The following is a 19,267-nucleotide window of genomic DNA, read 5'->3' as shown; positions in this document are numbered from 1 at the left end:
CTAGTAGACGGTGTAGCCGCCGTCGATGACGAGCACCGACCCAGTCATGAAGGCGGACGCGTCAGAGGCCAGGAACACCACGCTGGGTGCGATCTCCTCGGGCAGCGCGGCACGCTGCTGCGGTGCGTCCTCGATCCAGTACCGCCGGAACTCCGGCCGGTCGACCGGTGCCATCTCGGTCCGGACGTAGCCCGGCGCAATCGCGTTGACCCGGATCCCGGACGCGGCCCACTCGGCGGCCAGCGACTTGGTCAGCTGGTGCACGGCGGCCTTGGACGCGTTGTAGATCGGCTGCCACTGGGGTCGGTTGACGATCTGCGCCGAGATCGATCCGACGTTGACGATGACGCCGCGTCCGGCCGCGGCCATGGATCGCCCGAACACCTGGCTGCCGTTCCAGACGCCCCTCACGTTGACGTCCATCACGTGGGCGAATTCGTCGTCGGTGACCTCGAACGCCGGGCGATGGATGCACGCCCCGGCGTTGTTGACCAGGATGTCGACCTCGCCGAGCTGCTTCCGGATGTCCGCCGCGGCGGCTTCCAGACTGGCTTTCTCGACCACGTCGGCGGTGAAGGCGCGGGCGATAATCCCCTCCAGCACCAGTGCGGCGACGGCATCCTCGTTCCGGGCCGTGTTGCGGCCCAGGATCGCCACCTTGGCCCCGGCCTCCCCGAGCCCGCGGGCGAAAGCCAGGCCCAGCCCCTGGTTCCCCCCGGTCACGACGGCGACGCGCCCCGTGAGATCGAACTTGTCCAGAATCATCAGGTCGTACCCGGCCTTCCGTGGGCGAGCAGTGGCTTCTCAGGAACGCACGTTTCCATACGCCGCCACCGGAGCGGCGACCGGGGGCGTGAGCAGACGCCGGCCCACGAGCTGAGCCAGGACCGCGCCGGCCGTCCCGCCGATGGTGTTGAAGAACAAGTCCGAGATCGAGGTGACCCGGCCGACCGCGATGACGTACTGAACGGTCTCGATGGCGGCCGAGGTCACCAGGCAGGCCACCGCGGCCATCCAGGGCCGTACCCGGACGAACGCGATCGGGAGCAGGAACCCGAGCCAGCACAGGAGCAGCAGATTGCCGATCATCTGCGCGAACAAGATCGGACTGGCGAACGAGTGCCGCAGCGTGGCGAGCAGGTGCAGGTCGAGGAACCGGGCGTGGGTGGTGGTGGCGACCGGACTGAACAACATCGCCGCCGCGGCCAACGAGATCACCACGATGAGGACGCGGGCGACGACGCGCATGTTGTGAATACGCCCGGTGCGCCGCAGCCGGGTCGCGCCGACGGCCACCGCCAGCAGAGCCGGGATCGTCACGATGAGCAGTTCAGTCCCGAAGAGATTCCAGAGGTCGCGCATTCCGTCAGGACGTCCGGGAGCGAGACGCGTTGTCCGCTGGCGGTCGGCCCGGCCGGTCCGTGATGCCGCGACCTGGGTGATCGTCCCGATGCGGCGTGGCGTTCGAGCCGGGGCGGGCCCCGGGTGGTGCGATGGGTTCGCGATGCTGATCTTCGACGGAGTGATTGCCGGTGTGGGTACGACGTCCGGGACCCGGCTGGTGGTCGGGCTGTGGCCCTCGTCCCCGCTGGGGCCGATCGCCGACGTGATGGTGGAACGTCCCGACGGCCGGCGGACCCTGCTGGCCCCGAGCGCCGAGGTGGCCGACTTCATCGCCGGGACCTACCGGTTCGACGAGATCTCGGTGGTGCCGGTCAGCTACACCCGGGACGGCGCGCGGTGGTCGATCGCTGCCGGTCCGCTGCGGCTGGTCATCACCACCGGCTCGCGCGGTGTGCTCGGCCGGTTGCTGTCCGTCGTTCCGCGGCCGCTGGCCCGGGCCCGCTGGTGGAGCGCCCTGCTCGATCCCATCGCGGCCCTGGTGATGCCCGGCGTGCGGACCCGAGGCACGGCCGGCGGGGGCCGGCGCGAGTGGTACGCCGCACTGGACCTGCACCGCATCGCGACGGTTGACGCGACGTGGGACGGCGTCGATCTGGGCTCCCTGGCCGACGTCGAACCACCGGTCCGCTTCGGATTCGGGTCGACGCCCGCTCGGCCCAGCCTGGTCCGGGTGACCACCACGATCGACCTGGGTGTCACGGGCGCGTGAGTCCCGCGGCCGGTCGGTCTCCGGTTTGGTCCGGCCCGAGCGCGGGCATGGGAGCGGTCATGCCGAAGCGAACGGTGGGGGTCGAAGAGGAACTGCTGCTGGTGAACCCGGCGGACGGGGTCCCCGCGGCGGTCGGCGAGCAGGTGGTGGCCGAGGCCGGGGCGCGCCGCGGCGAGCGTGGGGCCGACCCGGAGCAACCCCCGATCGAGCACGAGTTCAAGGCCGAGCAGGCCGAGATCGGTTCCCGCCCCACCACTTCGGCCGACGAGCTGGCCAACGACCTGCGTCGGCTGCGGCACGAGCTGGCCTCCGTGGCCGCCGCCAACGGGGTCCAGCTGGCCGCCGCGGCGACCAGTCCGCGCAAGGTGCGCCCCACCCCGACGCCGGATCGGCGCTATCGGGACATGATCGACGAATTCGGGCTGCTGGCCCGGCAACAACTGACCTGCGGTCAGCATGTGCACGTCTCGATCGAGTCGCGGGGCGAAGGGGTGGCGGTGCTGGACCGCATCGCACCCTGGTTGCCGCTGATCACGGCGATCTCGTCGAACTCGCCCTACTGGCAGGGCCAGGACTCTGGGTACCAGAGTTACCGGACCGTCGTCTGGGCGTTGTGGCCGACCGCCGGCCCGACCGCCGGCTTCGGAGACGAAAGAGGTTACGACGCAGCCATTGCCGACCTGCTCAGCAGCGGGGCGGCGATGGACGACGGCATGATCTACTTCGACGCCCGGCTCTCGGCCCACTACCCGACGGTCGAGATCCGGGTGGCCGATGTCTGCACCGACGTGGACGACGCGGTGCTGGTGGCCGTCCTCTGCCGGGCTCTGGTCGACACTGCCAGCGCCGACTGGCGATCCGGTGCGCCGGCGCCCGCGTACCGCCCGGAGTTGCTGCGGGCCGCCGCCTGGCGGTCCGCCCGCCACGGACTCCGGGACGAGCTGTTCGATCCGCTCACTCGGCGGGTGGCACCGGCCTTCGACGTGCTGCGCACGTTGGCCGAGTTCGTCGGGCCGGCGCTGGAGGCGAACGGCGACTCCGCGTTGGTGGCCGGTGGCCTGGATCGGCTGCGGCAGCGCGGCACCGGCGCCGACCAGCAGCGTCGCGCCCATTCGGCCCGAGGTGACCTGCACGACGTCGTGCTGGACGTGGTGCGGCGCACGCTGGGGTAGCTCCGGGGGGCCGTCAGGTGGCCAGCGACAAACCGGTGAGACCGCGGATGACGAACGCCGGGTGGTACTCGGGCTCGGCGGCCAGCACCAGGCCGGGGTGCTGGCGCAACAGCGCGACCGAGGTCTCCAGCTCCAGCCGGGCCAGCGGGGCGCCGATGCAGAAGTGCAGTCCGCCGCCGAAGCCGATGTGTGTCGACTCGCCGCGCCCCGCATCGAACCGGTCGGCATCGGGGAACCGGCGCGGGTCGCGGTTGGCCGAGCCGAACATCATGGCGATCCGCTCGCCGACCCGGAATTCGCGGTCGCCGATGACCACACCCTCCTCGAGGACCCAGCGCTCGAACAACTGCAGGGGCGCGTCCCAGCGCAGCATCTCCTCGACCACCGTGGCCGGCGCCACTGCGCCGTCCAGCACCCGGGCCCACTGGTCGGGGTGGGTGAGCAGGGCGCGCATCCCGTTGCCCAGCGTGTTGACCGTCGCTTCGTGCCCAGCGTTGAGCAGAACGATGACGGTGCTGACGATCTCGTCCACGGTCAGCCGATCACCCAGATCCGCGACCTGCACCAGTTCGGTGATCAGGTCGTCCTCCGGGTGCTCCCGACGCGCTTCGATCAGGGCCAGGATGTATTCCATGAACTCGGCCGCGGCCCGATCGGCCTCGGCCCGCTCGTCGTCGGAGGTGGAGAACTCGTACATCTTCACGATTCGGTGCGACCAGGCCAGCAGGCGCGGACCGTCGGGCAGCGGCACGCCCAGCAGGGTGCAGATGACGGCCACCGAGAACGGCTGCGCGTAGTCCGAGATGAGTTCGAACCGCCCGCCGTCGGCCAGGGCCGCGGTGAGGTGCTGATCGGCCAACGTCTGGATCTGTGGACGCAGGGCGGCAATCGACCGGGCGGTGAACACCTTGGTCACCAGGCGACGGAGCCGGGTGTGGTCCGGCGGTTCGATGTTGAGCAGGGACCACCGTTCCGAGGCGTAGAAATGCGGCCAGCGGGGATCGTCGCCCGGCTGTCCGAACTCCTCGTCGGTGTACCGCTGGCGGTAGGCCCGACCAAGGCGCCGGTCGCGGAGGGCAGCGTTCACCTCGGCGAAGCCGGTGAGCAGGTGGACATCCCGGCTCGGGTAGTACAGCACCGGCCCGATCTCGCGCATTTTCGTGTAGACCGGATACGGGTCGGCGATGAACGCGGGATCGGCCGGATCGAATCCGACGGCGGCGGGATTGAAGTCGACAGGCACAAGTCAGCGTAGGACACGCCTACGATCGCTCCCATGGCGGGTGAGCGCGCGCAGGTCGAGATGGACGGACATCGGTTCAGCCTGACCAATCTGTCCAAGGTGCTGTATCCGGCCACGGGCACGACGAAGGCCGACGTCATCGGATACTTCGCCGAAGTCGCGCCGGCGATGATCCCGCTGATCGAGGGCCGCCCGGTGACCCGGAAACGCTGGCCCAACGGAGTCGGCACCGACCCGTTCTTCCACAAGAACGTCGACAAGGGATTTCCGTCGTGGATCCCGACCCGGGAGATCCGGCATTCCGACCGGGTGGTCTCCTACCCGCTGATCGAGTCGGCGGCCGCGCTGGCCTGGATGGGCCAGAATGCTTCGCTGGAACTGCATGTGCCCCAATGGAAGTTCACCCCGGATGGGGAACGCGGCAATCCCGATCGGGCCGTGTTCGACCTCGATCCGGGCCCGGAGGTCGGTCTGGCCGAATGTGCCGAGGTGGCCCGGGCCATCCGGGAACGGCTGACCGACCTGAAGCTCGTCGCCTATCCGGTGACCAGCGGGTCGAAGGGGCTGCACCTGTACGTTCCGCTGCCCGGACGGCAGAATTCGGAGGAGGTCTCGACGTTCGCGCGGCTGCTGGCCGAGACGGTGGAGCAGGACATGCCGAGCCTGGTGGTGTCCAAGATGGCGAAAGTCCTGCGGCCGGGCAAGGTGTTCATCGACTGGTCGCAGAACAACGGCAACAAGACCACCATTGCTCCGTATTCGCTGCGCGGGCGGGACCACCCGACGGTGGCCGCCCCCCGGACCTGGGAGGAGCTCGAGGATCCGGACCTGCGCCATCTGGAATATCGGGAAGTACTGGAGCGCCTGCGCGGTGGTCTCAACCCGTTCGACGTCTCCGGCTCGGTCTCGCGGAAGCTGGCCGCCTACCGGTCGAAACGGTCGGCCGATCGCACGCCGGAGCCGGTGCCGGGGGCCGACGCACCGGCCCCGGCGCCGACCGGCCACACCTTCGTGATCCAGGAACACCACGCCACTGCCCTGCACTGGGACTTCCGGCTGGAGCACGAGGGCGTGCTCGTCTCCTGGGCGGTCCCGCGCGGCATCCCGCACACGGTGAAGGAGAATCGTCTGGCCGTGCAGACCGAGGATCATCCGTTGGAGTACAAGGACTTCGAGGGCAGTATCAATCACGGTGAGTACGGCGGCGGCGACGTCACGATCTGGGATTCCGGTACGTACGAATTGGAGAAATGGCGCGACGGGGAAGTGATCGTCACGCTCTTCGGGAAGCGGGCAACCGGGCGCTTCGCGCTGATCCGGACCAGACGCGGAGCCGGACCGGGCGATGCAGCCAGGGGCAACCAATGGCTGATGCACCGCACCAAGGGCCAGTCCGACCTGGAACCCGTTGTGCCGCAGGAGGGCCGCAAGTTCGGACCGGACCGGAAGATCGCACATCCGAGGCCGCCGACCGACCTGCGGCCGATGCTAGCCTCGCCCGGCGTCATCGGGGATCTCTCCGGTGACGACTGGCGATTCGAGGGGAAGTGGGACGGCGTCCGGGCGATCGTCGAGGTCGCCGACGACTACTTCCGCCTGGTCAGCCGGAACGGCAACGACGTCACCGCCTCGTATCCGGAGCTGCGGGAGCTGTCCCGGACGCTGGCCGGGCACGTGGTGGTGCTGGACGGGGAGATCGTGGCCATGGACGCCGACGGCCGGTCGGACTTCGGGTTGCTGCAGCGGCGAATGAAGTTGACCCGGCCGGCGGACATCGCGCGCGTGGCGCCCGAGGTGCCGGTGCGGCTGCTGGTGTTCGACATCCTGTACCTGGATGGAGTGTCGTTGCTGCGCAAGACCTATGACGATCGTCGTCGGCTGCTGGAGGCATTGCGGCCGGGCGGTGGCCCGGTCTCCGTGCCGGATCAGCTGCCCGGGCCGGCCGTGGACGCGTTGGCCCACAGCATCGAGCAGCGGTGGGAAGGGATCGTCGCGAAGAAGGCCGGCTCGACGTACATGCCCGGGAAGCGGTCGCACACCTGGATCAAGGTGAAGAACACCCGCGACCAGGAGATGGTGATCGTGGGCTGGCGCCCGGGCAAGGGCCGTCGCGCGGACGGGATCGGTGGAGTCCTGATGGGCCTGCCGTCGGGGGACGGGTTCCGCTACATCGGGGCGGTCGGTTCCGGGTTCTCCGACGTCGCCCTCGACGACCTGCTCGCGGAGTTGAAGCCGCTGGCCCGCAACACCTCCCCGATCAGCGAGTCGCTGACCCGGGCCGAGACGCTAGGCGTGCAATGGGTCCGGCCGACGCTGGTCGGCGAGGTGGTCTACAGCGAATGGACGCCCGAGGGGCGCCTCCGGCACCCCGTCTGGCGTGGCCTCCGACCGGACAAGTCGGTGGACGACCTGCGGCCCTGAGTGCAAGTGTGAGGGACTCGGGCCGTCCTGGTCAGCCGGAGCGGTCCAGCGGCAGCAGCAGGGACAGGTCAGGGCCCTCGGTGACAACCGCCGTCAGGCCGGAGACCGAACGAGTTTCGTGGGATTCGCCCGGTTCGAGATGGCGGAGGCCAGCGGTGGCCGCTGCGAACTCAGGCCCCGAGCCGATCCGCGTCAGGGGTGGCCGGGACGTCGACGCCGAAGGCGGCCTTCAGGCCGATGGCGCCGTCTCCGGTGACCGCCAGGGCGCGGTGCCGGGCGGCCCGCACCACCCAGCCCCGGGCCAGGAGTTGCTGCAGCACAACCGCTCCGAGTGCACCGCCGAGGTGATGACGCCGTTCCGTCCAGTCCAGACAGGTGCGGAGCAGCGGTCGCGAACGGTGCGGCGCCACTGCGTCGGGGCCGGCGAAGTCGACGAAGAAGTCACGCCCGGACGGGGTGAGCCGCAGGCCGTCGGCGACATCGATCAGCCGGCGACGGACCAGGGCATCGAACACGGCCACACCCAGATCCCCGGCGACATGGTCGTAGCAGGTACGGGCCGCCTGCAACTGCCCGGCCGCGCGGACCGAGCGCAGTGAGTTCGGCTGCTGTGGGACTCCGACGACGGCGACCAGATCCTCGATCAGCTGGGCGATCTCGGGCCCGGCCAACCGCAGATACCGATGCCGGCCCTGATGTTCCTGGGCCAGGATGCCGGCCGTCACCAGGGCCGAGAGATGCTCGCTCGCGGTGGACCGGCTGATGCCCGCGTGGGTGGCCAGTTCGCCGGCCGTCCAGGCGCGGCCGTCGATCAGCGCCAGGCACATGGCGACCCGGCTGCGATCGGCCAGCAGCCCGGCGAATCGGGCGACGGAGTCGGGGGTGACCACCACACCGGCCATTGTCGCTGTCCGTCCCCTATGCGTCATCGGCGCCGGCTCACGGCTATCCCGACCAGCGCGATCAGCCCGCCGCCCAGGGCCAGGACGGCCGGGACCTCGCCCAGCAAGGGCCAGGACAGAGCGATGGTCAGTGGTGGCACCAGGTAGGTGGTGATGCCCAGCCGTCCGGCGTTCATCCTCGACAACGCGAACGCCCACGTGCCGAAGGCCAGAGCGGTCGGCACCAGCCCGAGGTACACGACGGACAGCACACCGGATGTCGTTGCGCGGGAGAGGTTCCCGATCAGCTGGCCGGAGAACGGCAGAGTGGCGACCGCGCCGATCGTGCACGCGATCTGGGTCACCTGGAGCGGCGGCAGCCGCCCGAGGACCTTCTTCTGCGCCGTGACCCCGATCGCCCAACACGCCGCGGCCAGCAGGCAGAGGGCCACGCCGCCCAGGGTGGCGCCGCCCGGCCCTGATCGGCTGGCCACCCCGATCAGGATCGCTCCGGCGAACGCGATCCCGGCTCCGATCAGCAGCCACCGTGGGAAGCCCTCCCCGAGCACCGCCCCGGCCAGCAGCGCGATCAGGATCGGACCCACATTGACCAACATCGCCGTGGTCCCGGCGTCCAGCTGCCGCTCGGCCGCGCTCAGCGAGACGTTGTAGACGCCGAACCAGCACACCCCGCAGAGGGCCATCAGCAGCCATTCGCGACGGTGCGGGCGGACCCAGCCACCTTTGATCCGGAGGGCGACGGCCAAGGCGACACTGCCGACCAGCAGCCGTCCGAGGGCCAGAGCGCCAGGATCGAAGTCGGTTCGCACGCTCCGGACGGTGACAAAGGCGGAGGCCCAGGCCAGGACGGTGACGGCGATCGCCGCGATGACGACGCCGGCCGTCCGGGTACCGGATCCGGCGGCGCGAGGCTGCTCCAAGGTGGTCATGACCCGACCATAGAAGCACCATTGTTCGGCGAGGACCGAACCGTCGTACGGCGAAATGGACTACGGCGCCAATCGGACGGACGGTTCGGGGGCGCCCGCCTGCGTCCTGGTCAGCTCGTCGTTGCCGCCCGGGTCAGGGCGGTCGTGAGGGCGTGGTGGCGCAAGGTCTCCAACCGCGCGTCCCCCGGCTCCAGCAGCTCCTGGAAGTACAGGCCGTCCTGCAGGGCCAGCACCACCCGGGCCACGTCGTCCAGGTCCACGGCGTCCGGGTCGAGTCCAGCGGCGGCCAGCCCGATCCGCAGGACGGGGAGCAACTCCTCACGCAGCCGTCGGCGTTGCTCCACCAGGGCCGCGGCCACCTCCGGGTGCCGAACGGCGTGGGCGAAGAACTCGAGCTTGAGCAACTCGGAGTCCCGGCTCACCGGCAGGGCGGCCAGGACCCGATCCATCACCTCCCCGACGGACAGGGGAGCACCGGCGGCCGCGCGGAGGGCCTCGTCCACCGCAGTCGACGCCCTGTCCACGACCTCGATCGAGCGCTGTTCGTACATCACGAAGAACAACTCGTCGAGGCTGCTGAAGTTCGAGTAGAACGCACCGCGGGAGTACCCGGCCCGCTCGCAGACGTCCTCGACCGTGCTCCGGCCGAAGCCCAGCTCGGCGAAGGTATCGGCCGCGGCGGCCAGCAGCCGGGCCCGGGTCTCGGCCCGGCGTTTGGTCACCTTGGGGACCGGGGAAGAAGCGGGCATGGAGCACTCCGTCACACTCGATGCGATTGTGTATCCGATACGTTAGTGTATCGGAATATGAGCAGCGAACGAAGCGAAGAGGCGGCAACGGTGAGCACATCAGTCGGACACGGTCGGCACGAGGTCCCGGAAGAGGCAGCGCCCCCGCAGGGAATCTGGGCCGAGTTCAAGGATGCTGTCGCCCTCCGGACCGTCGCCCTGATCGTCGGGGTGCTGCTGCTGCAGCTCGGCTTCGTGCTGTCCTACGTCGGTGCCTTCCACGCCCCCACGCCGAAGAACATCCCGCTGGCGGTGGTGTCCTCGTCGGCTCAGGCCTCGGATCAGGTGGCCGCCCAGCTCAACGTCATAACCGGCACCCCACTACGGGCCACCGTCGTCACCGATCGGGAGACCGCCGAGCGTCAGATCCGGAACGGGGAACTGTCCGCCGCGCTCCTCGTCGACCCGCAGGGGACCGCCGACACCCTGCTCACCTCCAGCGGAGGTGGGGTGTCGGTGTCCGGCGCCGTCACGTCCGTCATCGATCAGGTCGAAGCCGCGCAGAAACGGACCGTCACGGTCACCGACATCGTGCCGCTGCAGGGCGGCGACGGTCGCGGCCTCACCGGCTTCTACCTGGTGATCGGCTGGCTGGTGGGCGGATACCTGGTTGCCTCCCTGCTCGGGGTGGCCGCCGGCGCTCGCCCGGCCACTCCCCGTCGCGCCTGGTTCCGGCTGATCGCGATCGTCCCGTACGCCATCGTGTCCGGGCTCGGTGGCGCCCTGATCGTCGATCAGGTCCTGGGTGCCCTGACCGGACACTTCATGTCCCTCTGGTGGCTCGGCGCGCTGCTCGTGGCGTCGGCCGCCGCCGCCACCATGGCGTTCCAGGTGCTGTTCGGGGTGATCGGCATCGGGATCACCGTGCTGGTCTTCGTCGTCCTGGGCAACCCGTCGGCCGGCGGGGCCTACCAGACCACCCTGCTCCCACCGTTCTGGCGGGCCCTGAGCAACGCGCTGCCCAACGGCGCCGGGACCGACGCCGTCCGCCGCATCGTCTATCTGGGCAGCAACGGGATCACCGGCCATCTCGTCGTCATCGCGATCTACGCCGTGGCCGGCGCGGCCGTGGCGATCGCCGGTTCCCACCTGATCCAACGGCGCAGCCTGCGGGCCGACGGCACCCAGGCGCTGGCCTGACCGGTGTCCGGGTCAGGGAACCGGCGAGATCAGGTGAACAGGCAGAACGGGTGACCGGCCGGGTCCAGGTAGACCCGGACGTCCTCCTGCGGCTGGAATCCGGCCAGGGTCGCCCCGAGTGCGGTCGCCTTCTCCCCGGCCGCATCGAGGTCGTCGACCAGGATGTCCAGATGGATCTGCATCTGCTGCTCGCCCGGCTCGGCCGGCCACGCCGGCGGCACATGGTTCTCCTCCAGCTGGAATGACAGCCCCGGCCGGGCATCGCTGCCCCGGGGGCCGGAGGTGACCCAGGTCGGGTCCTCGCCCGATCGCCGTTCCCAGTCCAGGAGTCGTTCGTAGAACGAGGCCAGGGCCACCGGATCCGGCGAACCGAGCACCACGCCCCACAGGGTCAGGGACGGCCCCGCCGTCATCGGGACCGTCCGGTCAGGGCGAGCAGTTCGGTCAGGTCGTCGGTGCAGCCCGGCACCGGGATCGGCGGCGCGAAGAGCCCGGAGCCGGACCAGTCTCCGATCGTCGCCTTCACCAGTTCCAGCGTGGCGTAGAGCAGGTCGTTCGGCATCTGCTCGTCGGCCTTGATCGCGCGCGCCAGGTCCCAGCTGTGCACCACCAGGTCCGTCACCATCTGCCACAGGTACTCCGAGGCGGGCACGTCGCCGAATGACAGGTGCACCGTGCGGGTCAGGGCGCCGGGTTCGGCGAACGCGGCCCGCGCGGCGGCGGCGGCCGACGTCCAGGCCGCCTTCGGATCGTCGCCCAGGATGTCGCCCTCGAAGGCGTCCCCGACCTCGGCGATCGTCTTCCCGGCCAGCAACGGCGGGGCCCACAACTGCTCGTACACCAGGTGTCTGACCAGGTCGGTGACATCCCACTCGGTGTCCGGGGTGGCGGCGTGCCACTGATCGTCCCGGATCAGCTCCACCCGGCTCCCGAACTGACGGAGTGCCGATCGGTGCGCAGCGAGATCGTCCATGGGATCAACAGTAGCCAGCCCGAGAACGGTCCAAACGGCCACCACCGAAGGGCGGTGACGGCGCGGACGCCGACGCCGGACGCCTCGGTTGTGACCGGCGACACGGTGCCGACGCGGCATCGGCCGGCCCGGGTACCGGTTGGAACGAGATGACGACCAGACCCCGAACGAAGGAGTTCCAGCCATGACGCAGGCCACCGTCACGCGCACCATTCCCGGCACCGACCTGAGCGTGTTCCCGCTGTCGCTGGGCGGGAACGTCTTCGGATGGACGGCTGACGAGGACTCGTCGTTCGAGATCCTGGACGCCTACGTCGCGGGCGGCGGCAATTTCATCGACACCGCCGATGTCTACTCGCTGTGGGCCCCCGGCAACTCCGGCGGTGAGTCCGAGACGATCATCGGCAAGTGGCTGGCTGCCCGTGGCCATCGGGCCGACGTGGTCATCGCCACGAAGGTCAGTTCCCACCCCGATGCCAAGGGTCTGTCCCGGGAGAGCATTCGCAAGGGTGTTGAGGCCTCGCTGCGCCGGCTCGGCACCGACTACATCGACCTCTACTACGCGCATCGCGACGACGAGTCGGTGGAGATCGCCGAGACGATAGGCGCTTTCGCCGAACTGGTGGCCGAGGGCAAGGTACGGGCACTGGCTGCGTCGAACTTCACCGCCGAGCGGCTGACCGAGTCGTTGAGGGTCGCTGACGAGCTGTCGGCGCCGCGGTACGTGGCCGTGCAACCGCACTACAACCTGGTGCACCGCGACGAGTTCGAAGGTGCTCTGCAGGAGGTCGTCGACCGCGAGAACCTCGTCACCGTACCGTATTCCGCCCTGGCCAGCGGCTTTCTGACCGGTAAGTACCGCACGGGCGCGGCCGACGGCCGGTCGCCGCGGGGCGAAGGTGCTGCGCGGTACCTGGACGGACGCGGCCGCAAGGTGTTGGCGGCGCTGGACCAGATCGCCGCCGAGCGGGGCGCCGCGGTCACCAGCGTTGCCCTCGCGTGGCTGGCGGCGCAGCCCACCGTCATCGCGCCGATCGCCAGCGCCAGCAAGCTCGCCCAGGTCGAGAGCCTGATCGCCTCGGCGCACCTGAATCTGAGCACCGCCCAGCTGGATGCCCTGACCGCCGCCTCGGCCTGACCCACCAGGTACCGTCCGGTCCCTGGTCGCCTTCGGCGATCAGGGACAGGGAATGCAGCCCAGCGGAGACGTCGATGATTCTGGAACATGCGCTGCTACCGGTGATCCCGGGGCGCGAAGCGGAGTTCGAGGCCGCGTTCGCGTTGGCCCGTCCGATCATCGCGGGTCGATCGGGCTTCGTCGATCTGACATTGTCACGATGCCTGGAGCGGCCGCACGTCTACCTGTTGCTGGTGCGCTGGGAGCAGCTCACCGACCACACCGAGGGTTTCCGCGGCTCGCCGGAATACCAGCAGTGGAAGGCGCAGCTGCACCACTTCTACGAGCCGTTCCCATCGGTCGAGCACTTCGCCGAGGTCGGAGAGCAGCTCGAGATCCGAACCGGCTGACGCGGCCGCGCTAGATGTCCAGCGGCCGTACGAACGGGAACGTCAGGACCGAGCGGATGGCCGTGCCGGTGAGCATCATGACCAGGCGGTCGACGCCGAGGCCGAGGCCCCCGGTCGGCGGCATGCCGATCTCCATCGCGCTCAGGAAGTCCTCGTCGAGTTCCATTGCCTCCTCGTCACCGGCGGCGGCCCGCAGCGACTGCTCGGTCAGCCGGGCCCGTTGATCGACCGGGTCGACCAACTCGGAGTAGGCCGTGCCGATCTCCATCCCGAACGCCACCAGATCCCACCGCTCGGAGAGGCGAGGATCCGCACGATGGGTGCGGGTCAGCGGCGAGGTCTCGATCGGGAAATCCGTGTAAAAGGTCGGGGCGAAGGTCTTGGGCTCCACCAGGTGGTCGTAGAGATCCATGACGATCTCGCCCGCGGTCATGCCGTCCGGGGCCGGAACCTGGTGGGCGAGCGCGATCCGCTGGAGCTTGTCGGCCGGCGTGCCGGGATCGATCGTGGTGCCGCAGGCCGCGCTCACCGCGTCGTGCACCGCGACGACGCCCCATGGGGCTGAAAGGTCGACCGGCTCCACGATACCGAGAGTGTTGGGCCGCATGGCGATCGGGCTTCCGTGAACGGCTGTCGCCACCTCCCGGATGACGTCCGTGGTGATCTGCCGCATCCGGTGGTAGTCGGCGAACGGAAGGTAGGCCTCGAGCGAGGTGAACTCCGGGTTGTGGGTGGCGTCGGCGCCCTCGTTCCGGAAGTTCCGTCCGATCTCGAAGATCGGACCGGTCCCGCCCACGATGAGGCGCTTGAGGAACAGCTCTGGCGCGATACGGAGCGAGAGGTCACGGTCGTAGGCGTTGATGTGGGTGGTGAACGGCCGGGCGGTGGCGCCGCCGTGCACGCTCTGCAGGATCGGCGTCTCCACCTCCCGGAAACCCCGGTTCCAGAAGGCGGTCCGGAGCGCGCCGACGGCGACGCTGCGGGCCGCCAGCACGGCTCCGGTCTCCGGATTGACGATCAGGTCGACCGAACGGTTGCGGACCCTGGCCTCCGGATCGGTCAGGCCGGTGCGGCTCGACGGCAGCGGCTTGAGCGACTTGGATGCCATCTGCCAATCGGTCACCAGCAGCGAGCGCTCGCCGGACCGGCTGTGACCCAGAGTTCCGGTGGCGCTGACGATGTCGCCACGATCGACCGCGCGCCGCCACAGCGAGTGCAGGGCGGGGTCCGTCGTCGACGCGTCCAGCACCAGCTGGAGGCGAGCCGATTCGGCTGCGATGACACCGAAGCTGACCCCGCCGAAGTCGCGGAGCGATTCGATTCGCCCGGTCGCGCTGACCACGGCCCCGTCCGGATGGCCGACCACCTCCGGCAGCGACCCGGTCCTCGGGACCGACACCGGGTAGGCCTCCATCCCGGCGTCGGCCAGGACGGCGAGGCGTTGGCGGCGGATCCGTTCCTGCTCGCGCGGGCGTCGCAGCGGGGCGGGACGAGCGATGGACGCCTGTTCCTCGGCCTCGGTGATCGCCTCGACCAGCCAGGGCGGAGCGGGCGGGGTGTTGAGCCGTTCGCGGCGACCGATGGACGGGAGGAAACCCTCGGCCACGCCGGCCGCGATCGACACCCGCAACAGGGACAGCGGCGAGTCGATCAGCAGGTACCGCGGGACCCACGCCGGCCGGTACTTGGCGTTGGACCGGTAGAGGCTCTCCAGTTGGAAGAAGCGGGAGAAGACGCCCAGGACCGCGTTGTTCAGTTTCGTCACCGGACCGGCGCCGAATTCCTCGGCCTCGGCGAACACGGCCCGGAACATCGCAAAGTTCAGCGAGATCCGGCGGAGGCCGAAATCGGACTTCCGGGCGATCAGCGTGGTCACCATCATCTCGACCAGACCGTTGATGCTGTCCCGGTCCCGACGCATCAGGTCGAGGGAGACCCCACGGCGTCCCCACGGCACGAGGGAGAGCAACCCGGCCGGGGAGCCGTCCGGGCGGTGCGCGACCACCATCAGGCAGGCGCCGTCGGCCGGATCGCCGAGCCGGGAGAGGGCCATGGAGAATCCCCGCTCGGGGGCGTCGCCGCGCCAGGCCTCGGCGCAGTCGGCCAGTTCGGCCATCTCTGCCGGCTCGATGTCGCGGTGTCGGCGGATGGAGACCGTGTACCCGGCTCGCTCCACCCGTACCACGGCCTGCCGGACCGCCTTCATGCCCGGCCCGGCGAGGGTGAAGGTCGAGACGTCGATGATCGCCTCGTCGCCGAGCGGGATGGCCCGGAGTCCGGCGTCGACGTAGGCCTGCGCTGCCTCCTTGCCCGGTGACAGCGCGGCCGGCACCCAGCCGTAGGTCCGGGCCTGGTTCAGCCAGGCGTCGATCGCGGCCGGCCACGCGTCCTTGGGCCCGAGCGGGTCGGCCGAGGCCAGGGCGACCGAGGCGATGACCCGGTAGCTGATGGCCGCCCTCCCGTCCGGGCTCATCATCACGGTCTTGTCGCGCCGGGTGGCGAAGTAGCCGAGGGAGTCGTCGTGGGCGCCGGAGAGCAGCAGCTTCCGGATCGTCAGCTCGGTCGACGGGTCGATCGTCTGCCGGGCGCGACCCGAGCGCAGGAACACCCCGACCGCGATCAGCACCACGATGAGCGAGATGGTGCTGCACAGCGAGGTGATCCAGGTCGGCAGATGCCGGAAGTCCGGGTTGGTGTTGAGGCCGGTGCTCAGCCCCAGCGCAGCGCGCAGCCCCTGCGCGATCGGGAGGAACGGATGCTTCAGCGAGCCGTTGTAGGCCTCGGCCAGCACGACCGCGAGGGTGATCGAGGCGGTCATGCCGATCAGCAGGGTCAGGAACGTGGCCCAGCGTGAACCCGGCGACCGCCGGGCCGGGAAGGCCGGCCGCGCCCACAGCAGGAGCAGGACGGCGGCGATCCCGACGGCTCCCCCCAGATAGGTGGCCCACTGCGTGGCGGCGTCGACCGACAGCGCGCGCAGGACGAGGATCCGCTGGTGGGTGGCCGCGTGCAGGACCAACAGGAGGGCCAGGATGACGTTGATGGCCTCGAACCAGATGACGATCCACAACCCGAACCGCTTGCGGCGCAAGAGAGAACCGGTCAGCAGGAACAACAGGACGGCCGCGAAGAGGCTGTGCGACAGAGGCAGGTTCAGGACGTCGGCGATCGTGTCGACCCAGCCGCGGTCGGCCGTGAGCCGCCGCACGGGCCACGACACAGCGGCGAAGACCGACGTGATCGCGTACAGCAGGATCGTCCAGCGGGCTACGCGTTCCTGCCCGTCGGTCGCCGGCCGGTACGGGCTGATCGGCACGCTTCGGCGCGCGGACGCCCGGCGTCGGGTGGCCGGGCGTCCGTCGTCGGCCGGCGGTGCTGCGACATCGGAAGCTGAGGGCACAGCCGGAAGGTACTAGGTAATGGGTGTGGGTTCAGCCAAAACTCTCCTGGTCCAGCTGTTCGGGTCCATCACGATGTCCCCCAGGACGGTCTTGGCCCCGCCGGTGAGCGCTGCGTAGTCGACCGATCGGGCTGCCTGCACGGTGACCGGTGACCAACGGTGGGACAGGACCCGGGCGGCCAGCTCCCGCTGGATGGGCGGGATCAGGTACGGCGCGAGGCTGGTGTAAACCCCTCCGAGCACCAGGGTGTCGACATCGATCAGGTTCGCCGTATTGGACAGGGCGATGCCGAGGGCGCGGCCCCCCTCGGCCAGGGCGGTGTCGGTCGAGGGGGAGCCGACCGAGTCGAGCAGGGCTCGGACCGGTGCCGACTGCGGCAACCGGGCGGCGCGCATGAGCGCGTCCTTGCCGGCGTACTGCTCCAGGCAGCCGTGACTTCCGCATCCGCAGAGGGGTCCGTTCGGATCGATCAGGGTGTGGCCGATCTCGCCGCTCCACCCGTGACGGCCGGGCACCACGGCGCCGTCGGTGACGATGGCCCCCCCGATGCCGATCTCGCCCGAGACGTAGAAGAAGGAATGCACGTCGTCCGGGCGGCGGGCTTCGGCCTCGGCCCTGGCGGCCAGTTTGGCCTCGTTGGCCAGGGCCACCGGAGTGCCGTTCATCTGCAGGTTCCGGGTGAGCAGGCCGACCACGTCGACCGACTCCCAGCCCAGGTTGGGGGCCAGCCGGAGCGGCCCGGTGTTCCGGTCGACGAGACCGGGCAGGGCCACGTAACAGCCGGCCATCGGGATCCCCTCGGCCTCCAGCGGGGTGACGACACCGGCGAACAGGGCGGCCAGGGCGGCCAGGACCGGTTCCGGTCGGGTGTTGCGGAAGTCCCCGGGCTCCACCGATTCGGCCAGGACCGCGCCGGTGAGGTCGATGGCGCGGACGCCGAGGTAGTCGACGTTGACCTCCAGTCCGACGGCCACCAGGGTGCGGGCGGCCGGCACGAGGGGCACCGCCGGGCGACCGGCCCGCTGGCTGGACACGGGGGCCAGCTCGGCGATGAGGCGGCCGGCCAGCAGATGGTCGGCGAGGGCGGAGACGGTGGCCCGGGTGAGCCCGGTGGCCCCGGCGATGTCGGCCCGCGACGGCGGCGTCGCCGCGTTCACGATCTGATCGAGGACCATGCCCAGGTTGTGTTCCCGCAGGCTCGCCTGCCGGGCCGGAGTCAGCGGCGTCCGTCCGGACGTCATCACGCCGAATTCGGTCATGTCCTTGACCTTAGCGGGTCGAGGGGATAAGTTCAGTCAACCAACAAATCGAAACCGGTGATTCCATCCCGGTTTCCCACCTCCGACAAGGGAGTCGCCGTCATGCCAGTCACCCCCACCACCGCCGATCATTTCAGTTTCGGTCTGTGGACCGTCTCCTGGCAGGGCAAGGACCAGTTCGGTGACGCCACCCGCGCCCCGCTGGACCCGATCGAAGCAGTCGAGAAGCTCACCGAACTGGGCGCCTGGGGTATCACGTTCCACGATGACGACCTGGTTCCGTTCGGCTCCGACGTGGCCACCCGCGACAAGATCCTCAAGGACTTCCGGGCCGCCCTGGCCCGCACCGGCATGGTCGTCCCGATGATCACCACCAACCTGTTCTCCCACCCGGTGTTCAAGGACGGTGGCCTGACATCCAACGATCGCAGCGTCCGGCGCTTCGCGCTGCGGAAGGTGCTCCGCAACGTCGACCTGTGCGCCGAACTGGGCGCCGAGACGTTCGTCATGTGGGGCGGCCGGGAAGGCAGCGAGTACGACGGCTCCAAGGACCTGCACGCCGTCTTCGACCGCTACCGCGAGGGCGTCGACACCGTCGCCGCCTACATCAAGGACTCCGGCTACGACATCAAGATCGCCCTCGAGCCCAAGCCGAACGAGCCGCGCGGCGACATCCTGCTCCCGACGGTCGGGCATGCCCTGGCCTTCATCGCCACCCTCGAGCACGGTGACATCGTCGGCGTGAACCCGGAGACCGGGCACGAGCAGATGGCCGGACTGAACTACACCCACGGCATTGCCCAGGCGCTGTGGGCCGGCAAGCTGTTCCACATCGACCTCAACGGCCAGCGGTCCATCAAGTTCGACCAGGACCTGGTGTTCGGTCACGGCGACCTGCTGTCCGCGTTCTTCACGGTCGATGTGGTGGAGAACGGCTTCCCGGGCGGCGGACCGAAGTACACCGGCCCGCGTCACTTCGACTACAAGCCGTCCCGCACCGAAGGGTACGACGGGGTCTGGGCGTCGGCCTCGGCCAACATGCGCACCTACCTGCTGCTCAAGGAGCGCGCCCTGGCCTATCGGGCCGACCCTGAGGTCCAGGAAGCGCTTGCCGCGTCCGGGATCTCGGAGCTCGGGCAGTCGACCCTGGCCGCGGGCGAGACGACGGCCGACCTGCTGGCCGACACCTCCGCGTTCGAGTCGTTCGACGCGAATGCGGCCGGCGAGCGTTCCTACGCGTTCGTCCACCTGAACCAGCTCGCCGTCGAGCACGCCCTCGGCGCGCGGTAACACCCGGCCGGACGCCTGGTCAGCTCCCTGACCGGAGTGCCGCACCGATCGGCCACCGAGATCGAGGAAGAGCCCGCCCGGCGATCATTCACCGGCGGGCTCTTCCTCG

17 protein-coding genes are annotated in these 19,267 nt (G+C 69.8%); 7 read left to right on the top strand and 10 right to left on the bottom strand.

All coding sequences use genetic code 11. The features are described 5' to 3' along the window. Complete coding sequence (locus tag BLS97_RS06340) at positions 1-765, bottom strand: SDR family oxidoreductase (RefSeq protein ID WP_090475188.1); 765 nt, start codon at positions 763-765, stop codon at positions 1-3. A gap of 39 nt (positions 766-804) precedes the next feature. Further along, complete coding sequence (locus BLS97_RS06335) at positions 805-1,362, bottom strand: VanZ family protein (RefSeq protein ID WP_090475186.1); 558 nt, start codon at positions 1,360-1,362, stop codon at positions 805-807. Between the two features lie 142 nt (positions 1,363-1,504). Here BLS97_RS06335 and BLS97_RS06330 point away from each other — a divergent pair, with 142 nt between their 5' ends. After that, positions 1,505-2,113 (top strand): hypothetical protein, encoded by a 609-nt coding sequence (locus BLS97_RS06330; RefSeq protein ID WP_090475185.1) that lies wholly within the window; start codon positions 1,505-1,507, stop codon positions 2,111-2,113. A 59-nt stretch (positions 2,114-2,172) separates the two neighbouring features. Next, entirely contained in the window at positions 2,173-3,285 is a 1,113-nt protein-coding gene (locus BLS97_RS06325) for a carboxylate-amine ligase (protein ID WP_090481507.1), read from the top strand. Between the two features lie 13 nt (positions 3,286-3,298). On the opposite strand, the gene BLS97_RS06320 is transcribed toward BLS97_RS06325, so the two are convergent. Further along, a complete protein-coding gene (locus tag BLS97_RS06320; protein WP_231988387.1) occupies positions 3,299-4,528 on the bottom strand; it encodes a cytochrome P450 in 1,230 nt (409 codons plus the stop codon). A gap of 33 nt (positions 4,529-4,561) precedes the next feature. Here BLS97_RS06320 and BLS97_RS06315 point away from each other — a divergent pair, with 33 nt between their 5' ends. After that, the gene (locus tag BLS97_RS06315) at positions 4,562-6,949 is read left to right on the top strand and encodes an ATP-dependent DNA ligase (protein WP_090475184.1); all 2,388 of its coding nucleotides are present in this window, start codon (positions 4,562-4,564) and stop codon (positions 6,947-6,949) included. Positions 6,950-7,119: 170 nt separating this feature from the next. On the opposite strand, the gene BLS97_RS06310 is transcribed toward BLS97_RS06315, so the two are convergent. From BLS97_RS06310 to BLS97_RS06300, 3 genes are all read right to left on the bottom strand, one after another. Next, complete coding sequence (locus BLS97_RS06310; RefSeq protein WP_090475182.1) at positions 7,120-7,851, bottom strand: ArsR/SmtB family transcription factor; 732 nt, start codon at positions 7,849-7,851, stop codon at positions 7,120-7,122. 23 nt (positions 7,852-7,874) lie between these two features. Then, a complete protein-coding gene (locus BLS97_RS06305) occupies positions 7,875-8,780 on the bottom strand; it encodes a DMT family transporter (RefSeq protein ID WP_090475180.1) in 906 nt (301 codons plus the stop codon). 110 nt (positions 8,781-8,890) lie between these two features. Beyond that, complete coding sequence (locus BLS97_RS06300) at positions 8,891-9,529, bottom strand: TetR/AcrR family transcriptional regulator (RefSeq protein WP_090475178.1); 639 nt, start codon at positions 9,527-9,529, stop codon at positions 8,891-8,893. A 90-nt stretch (positions 9,530-9,619) separates the two neighbouring features. Here BLS97_RS06300 and BLS97_RS06295 point away from each other — a divergent pair, with 90 nt between their 5' ends. Beyond that, the gene (locus tag BLS97_RS06295) at positions 9,620-10,708 is read left to right on the top strand and encodes a DUF3533 domain-containing protein (protein WP_197676434.1); all 1,089 of its coding nucleotides are present in this window, start codon (positions 9,620-9,622) and stop codon (positions 10,706-10,708) included. 29 nt (positions 10,709-10,737) lie between these two features. On the opposite strand, the gene BLS97_RS06290 is transcribed toward BLS97_RS06295, so the two are convergent. Further along, entirely contained in the window at positions 10,738-11,121 is a 384-nt protein-coding gene (locus BLS97_RS06290) for a VOC family protein (RefSeq protein WP_090475176.1), read from the bottom strand. Further along, positions 11,118-11,681 carry a TIGR03086 family metal-binding protein gene (locus tag BLS97_RS06285; RefSeq protein WP_090475174.1) on the bottom strand — a complete coding sequence of 188 codons (564 nt, stop codon included), beginning with the start codon at positions 11,679-11,681 and terminating at the stop codon, positions 11,118-11,120. Before BLS97_RS06285 ends, BLS97_RS06290 begins: the two co-directional genes overlap by 4 nt. Positions 11,682-11,865: 184 nt before the next feature. Here BLS97_RS06285 and BLS97_RS06280 point away from each other — a divergent pair, with 184 nt between their 5' ends. Together BLS97_RS06280 and BLS97_RS06275 are read left to right on the top strand one after the other, a co-directional pair. Then, complete coding sequence (locus BLS97_RS06280; RefSeq protein WP_090475172.1) at positions 11,866-12,819, top strand: aldo/keto reductase; 954 nt, start codon at positions 11,866-11,868, stop codon at positions 12,817-12,819. A 74-nt stretch (positions 12,820-12,893) separates the two neighbouring features. Beyond that, entirely contained in the window at positions 12,894-13,208 is a 315-nt protein-coding gene (locus BLS97_RS06275) for an antibiotic biosynthesis monooxygenase family protein (RefSeq protein WP_090475170.1), read from the top strand. A gap of 10 nt (positions 13,209-13,218) precedes the next feature. Here the strand turns inward: BLS97_RS06275 and lysX are convergent, their stop codons facing one another. Together lysX and BLS97_RS06265 are read right to left on the bottom strand one after the other, a co-directional pair. Continuing rightward, positions 13,219-16,608: a bifunctional lysylphosphatidylglycerol synthetase/lysine--tRNA ligase LysX gene (gene lysX, locus BLS97_RS06270; RefSeq protein ID WP_090475168.1), complete on the bottom strand. Its 3,390-nt coding sequence runs from the start codon at positions 16,606-16,608 to the stop codon at positions 13,219-13,221. Positions 16,609-16,620: 12 nt separating this feature from the next. After that, positions 16,621-17,868, bottom strand: coding sequence for an ROK family protein (locus BLS97_RS06265; protein WP_090475166.1), 1,248 nt, complete (start codon positions 17,866-17,868; stop codon positions 16,621-16,623). Between the two features lie 102 nt (positions 17,869-17,970). Here BLS97_RS06265 and xylA point away from each other — a divergent pair, with 102 nt between their 5' ends. Beyond that, complete coding sequence (gene xylA / locus BLS97_RS06260; RefSeq protein WP_090481497.1) at positions 17,971-19,158, top strand: xylose isomerase; 1,188 nt, start codon at positions 17,971-17,973, stop codon at positions 19,156-19,158. Positions 19,159-19,267: the final 109 nt, after the last annotated feature.

This window comes from Nakamurella panacisegetis (genome assembly GCF_900104535.1).
Taxonomy (GTDB): Bacteria; Actinomycetota; Actinomycetes; order Mycobacteriales; family Nakamurellaceae; genus Nakamurella; species Nakamurella panacisegetis.
This window is presented reverse-complemented; position numbering and strand designations above follow the sequence as displayed.

Bases quoted from the DNA above. Each gene is read 5' to 3' on its own strand.
- BLS97_RS06265 (WP_090475166.1), bottom strand. From the start codon at position 17,868: ATGACCGAATTCGGCGTGATGACGTCCGGACGGACGCCGCTGACTCCG.
- BLS97_RS06325 (WP_090481507.1), top strand. From the start codon at position 2,173: ATGCCGAAGCGAACGGTGGGGGTCGAAGAGGAACTGCTGCTGGTGAAC.
- BLS97_RS06315 (WP_090475184.1), top strand. From the start codon at position 4,562: ATGGCGGGTGAGCGCGCGCAGGTCGAGATGGACGGACATCGGTTCAGC.
- BLS97_RS06300 (WP_090475178.1), bottom strand. From the start codon at position 9,529: ATGCCCGCTTCTTCCCCGGTCCCCAAGGTGACCAAACGCCGGGCCGAG.
- BLS97_RS06335 (WP_090475186.1), bottom strand. From the start codon at position 1,362: ATGCGCGACCTCTGGAATCTCTTCGGGACTGAACTGCTCATCGTGACG.
- BLS97_RS06275 (WP_090475170.1), top strand. From the start codon at position 12,894: ATGATTCTGGAACATGCGCTGCTACCGGTGATCCCGGGGCGCGAAGCG.
- BLS97_RS06280 (WP_090475172.1), top strand. From the start codon at position 11,866: ATGACGCAGGCCACCGTCACGCGCACCATTCCCGGCACCGACCTGAGC.
- BLS97_RS06290 (WP_090475176.1), bottom strand. From the start codon at position 11,121: ATGACGGCGGGGCCGTCCCTGACCCTGTGGGGCGTGGTGCTCGGTTCG.
- BLS97_RS06340 (WP_090475188.1), bottom strand. From the start codon at position 765: ATGATTCTGGACAAGTTCGATCTCACGGGGCGCGTCGCCGTCGTGACC.
- xylA (WP_090481497.1), top strand. From the start codon at position 17,971: ATGCCAGTCACCCCCACCACCGCCGATCATTTCAGTTTCGGTCTGTGG.
- BLS97_RS06305 (WP_090475180.1), bottom strand. From the start codon at position 8,780: ATGACCACCTTGGAGCAGCCTCGCGCCGCCGGATCCGGTACCCGGACG.
- BLS97_RS06330 (WP_090475185.1), top strand. From the start codon at position 1,505: ATGCTGATCTTCGACGGAGTGATTGCCGGTGTGGGTACGACGTCCGGG.
- BLS97_RS06285 (WP_090475174.1), bottom strand. From the start codon at position 11,681: ATGGACGATCTCGCTGCGCACCGATCGGCACTCCGTCAGTTCGGGAGC.
- BLS97_RS06310 (WP_090475182.1), bottom strand. From the start codon at position 7,851: ATGGCCGGTGTGGTGGTCACCCCCGACTCCGTCGCCCGATTCGCCGGG.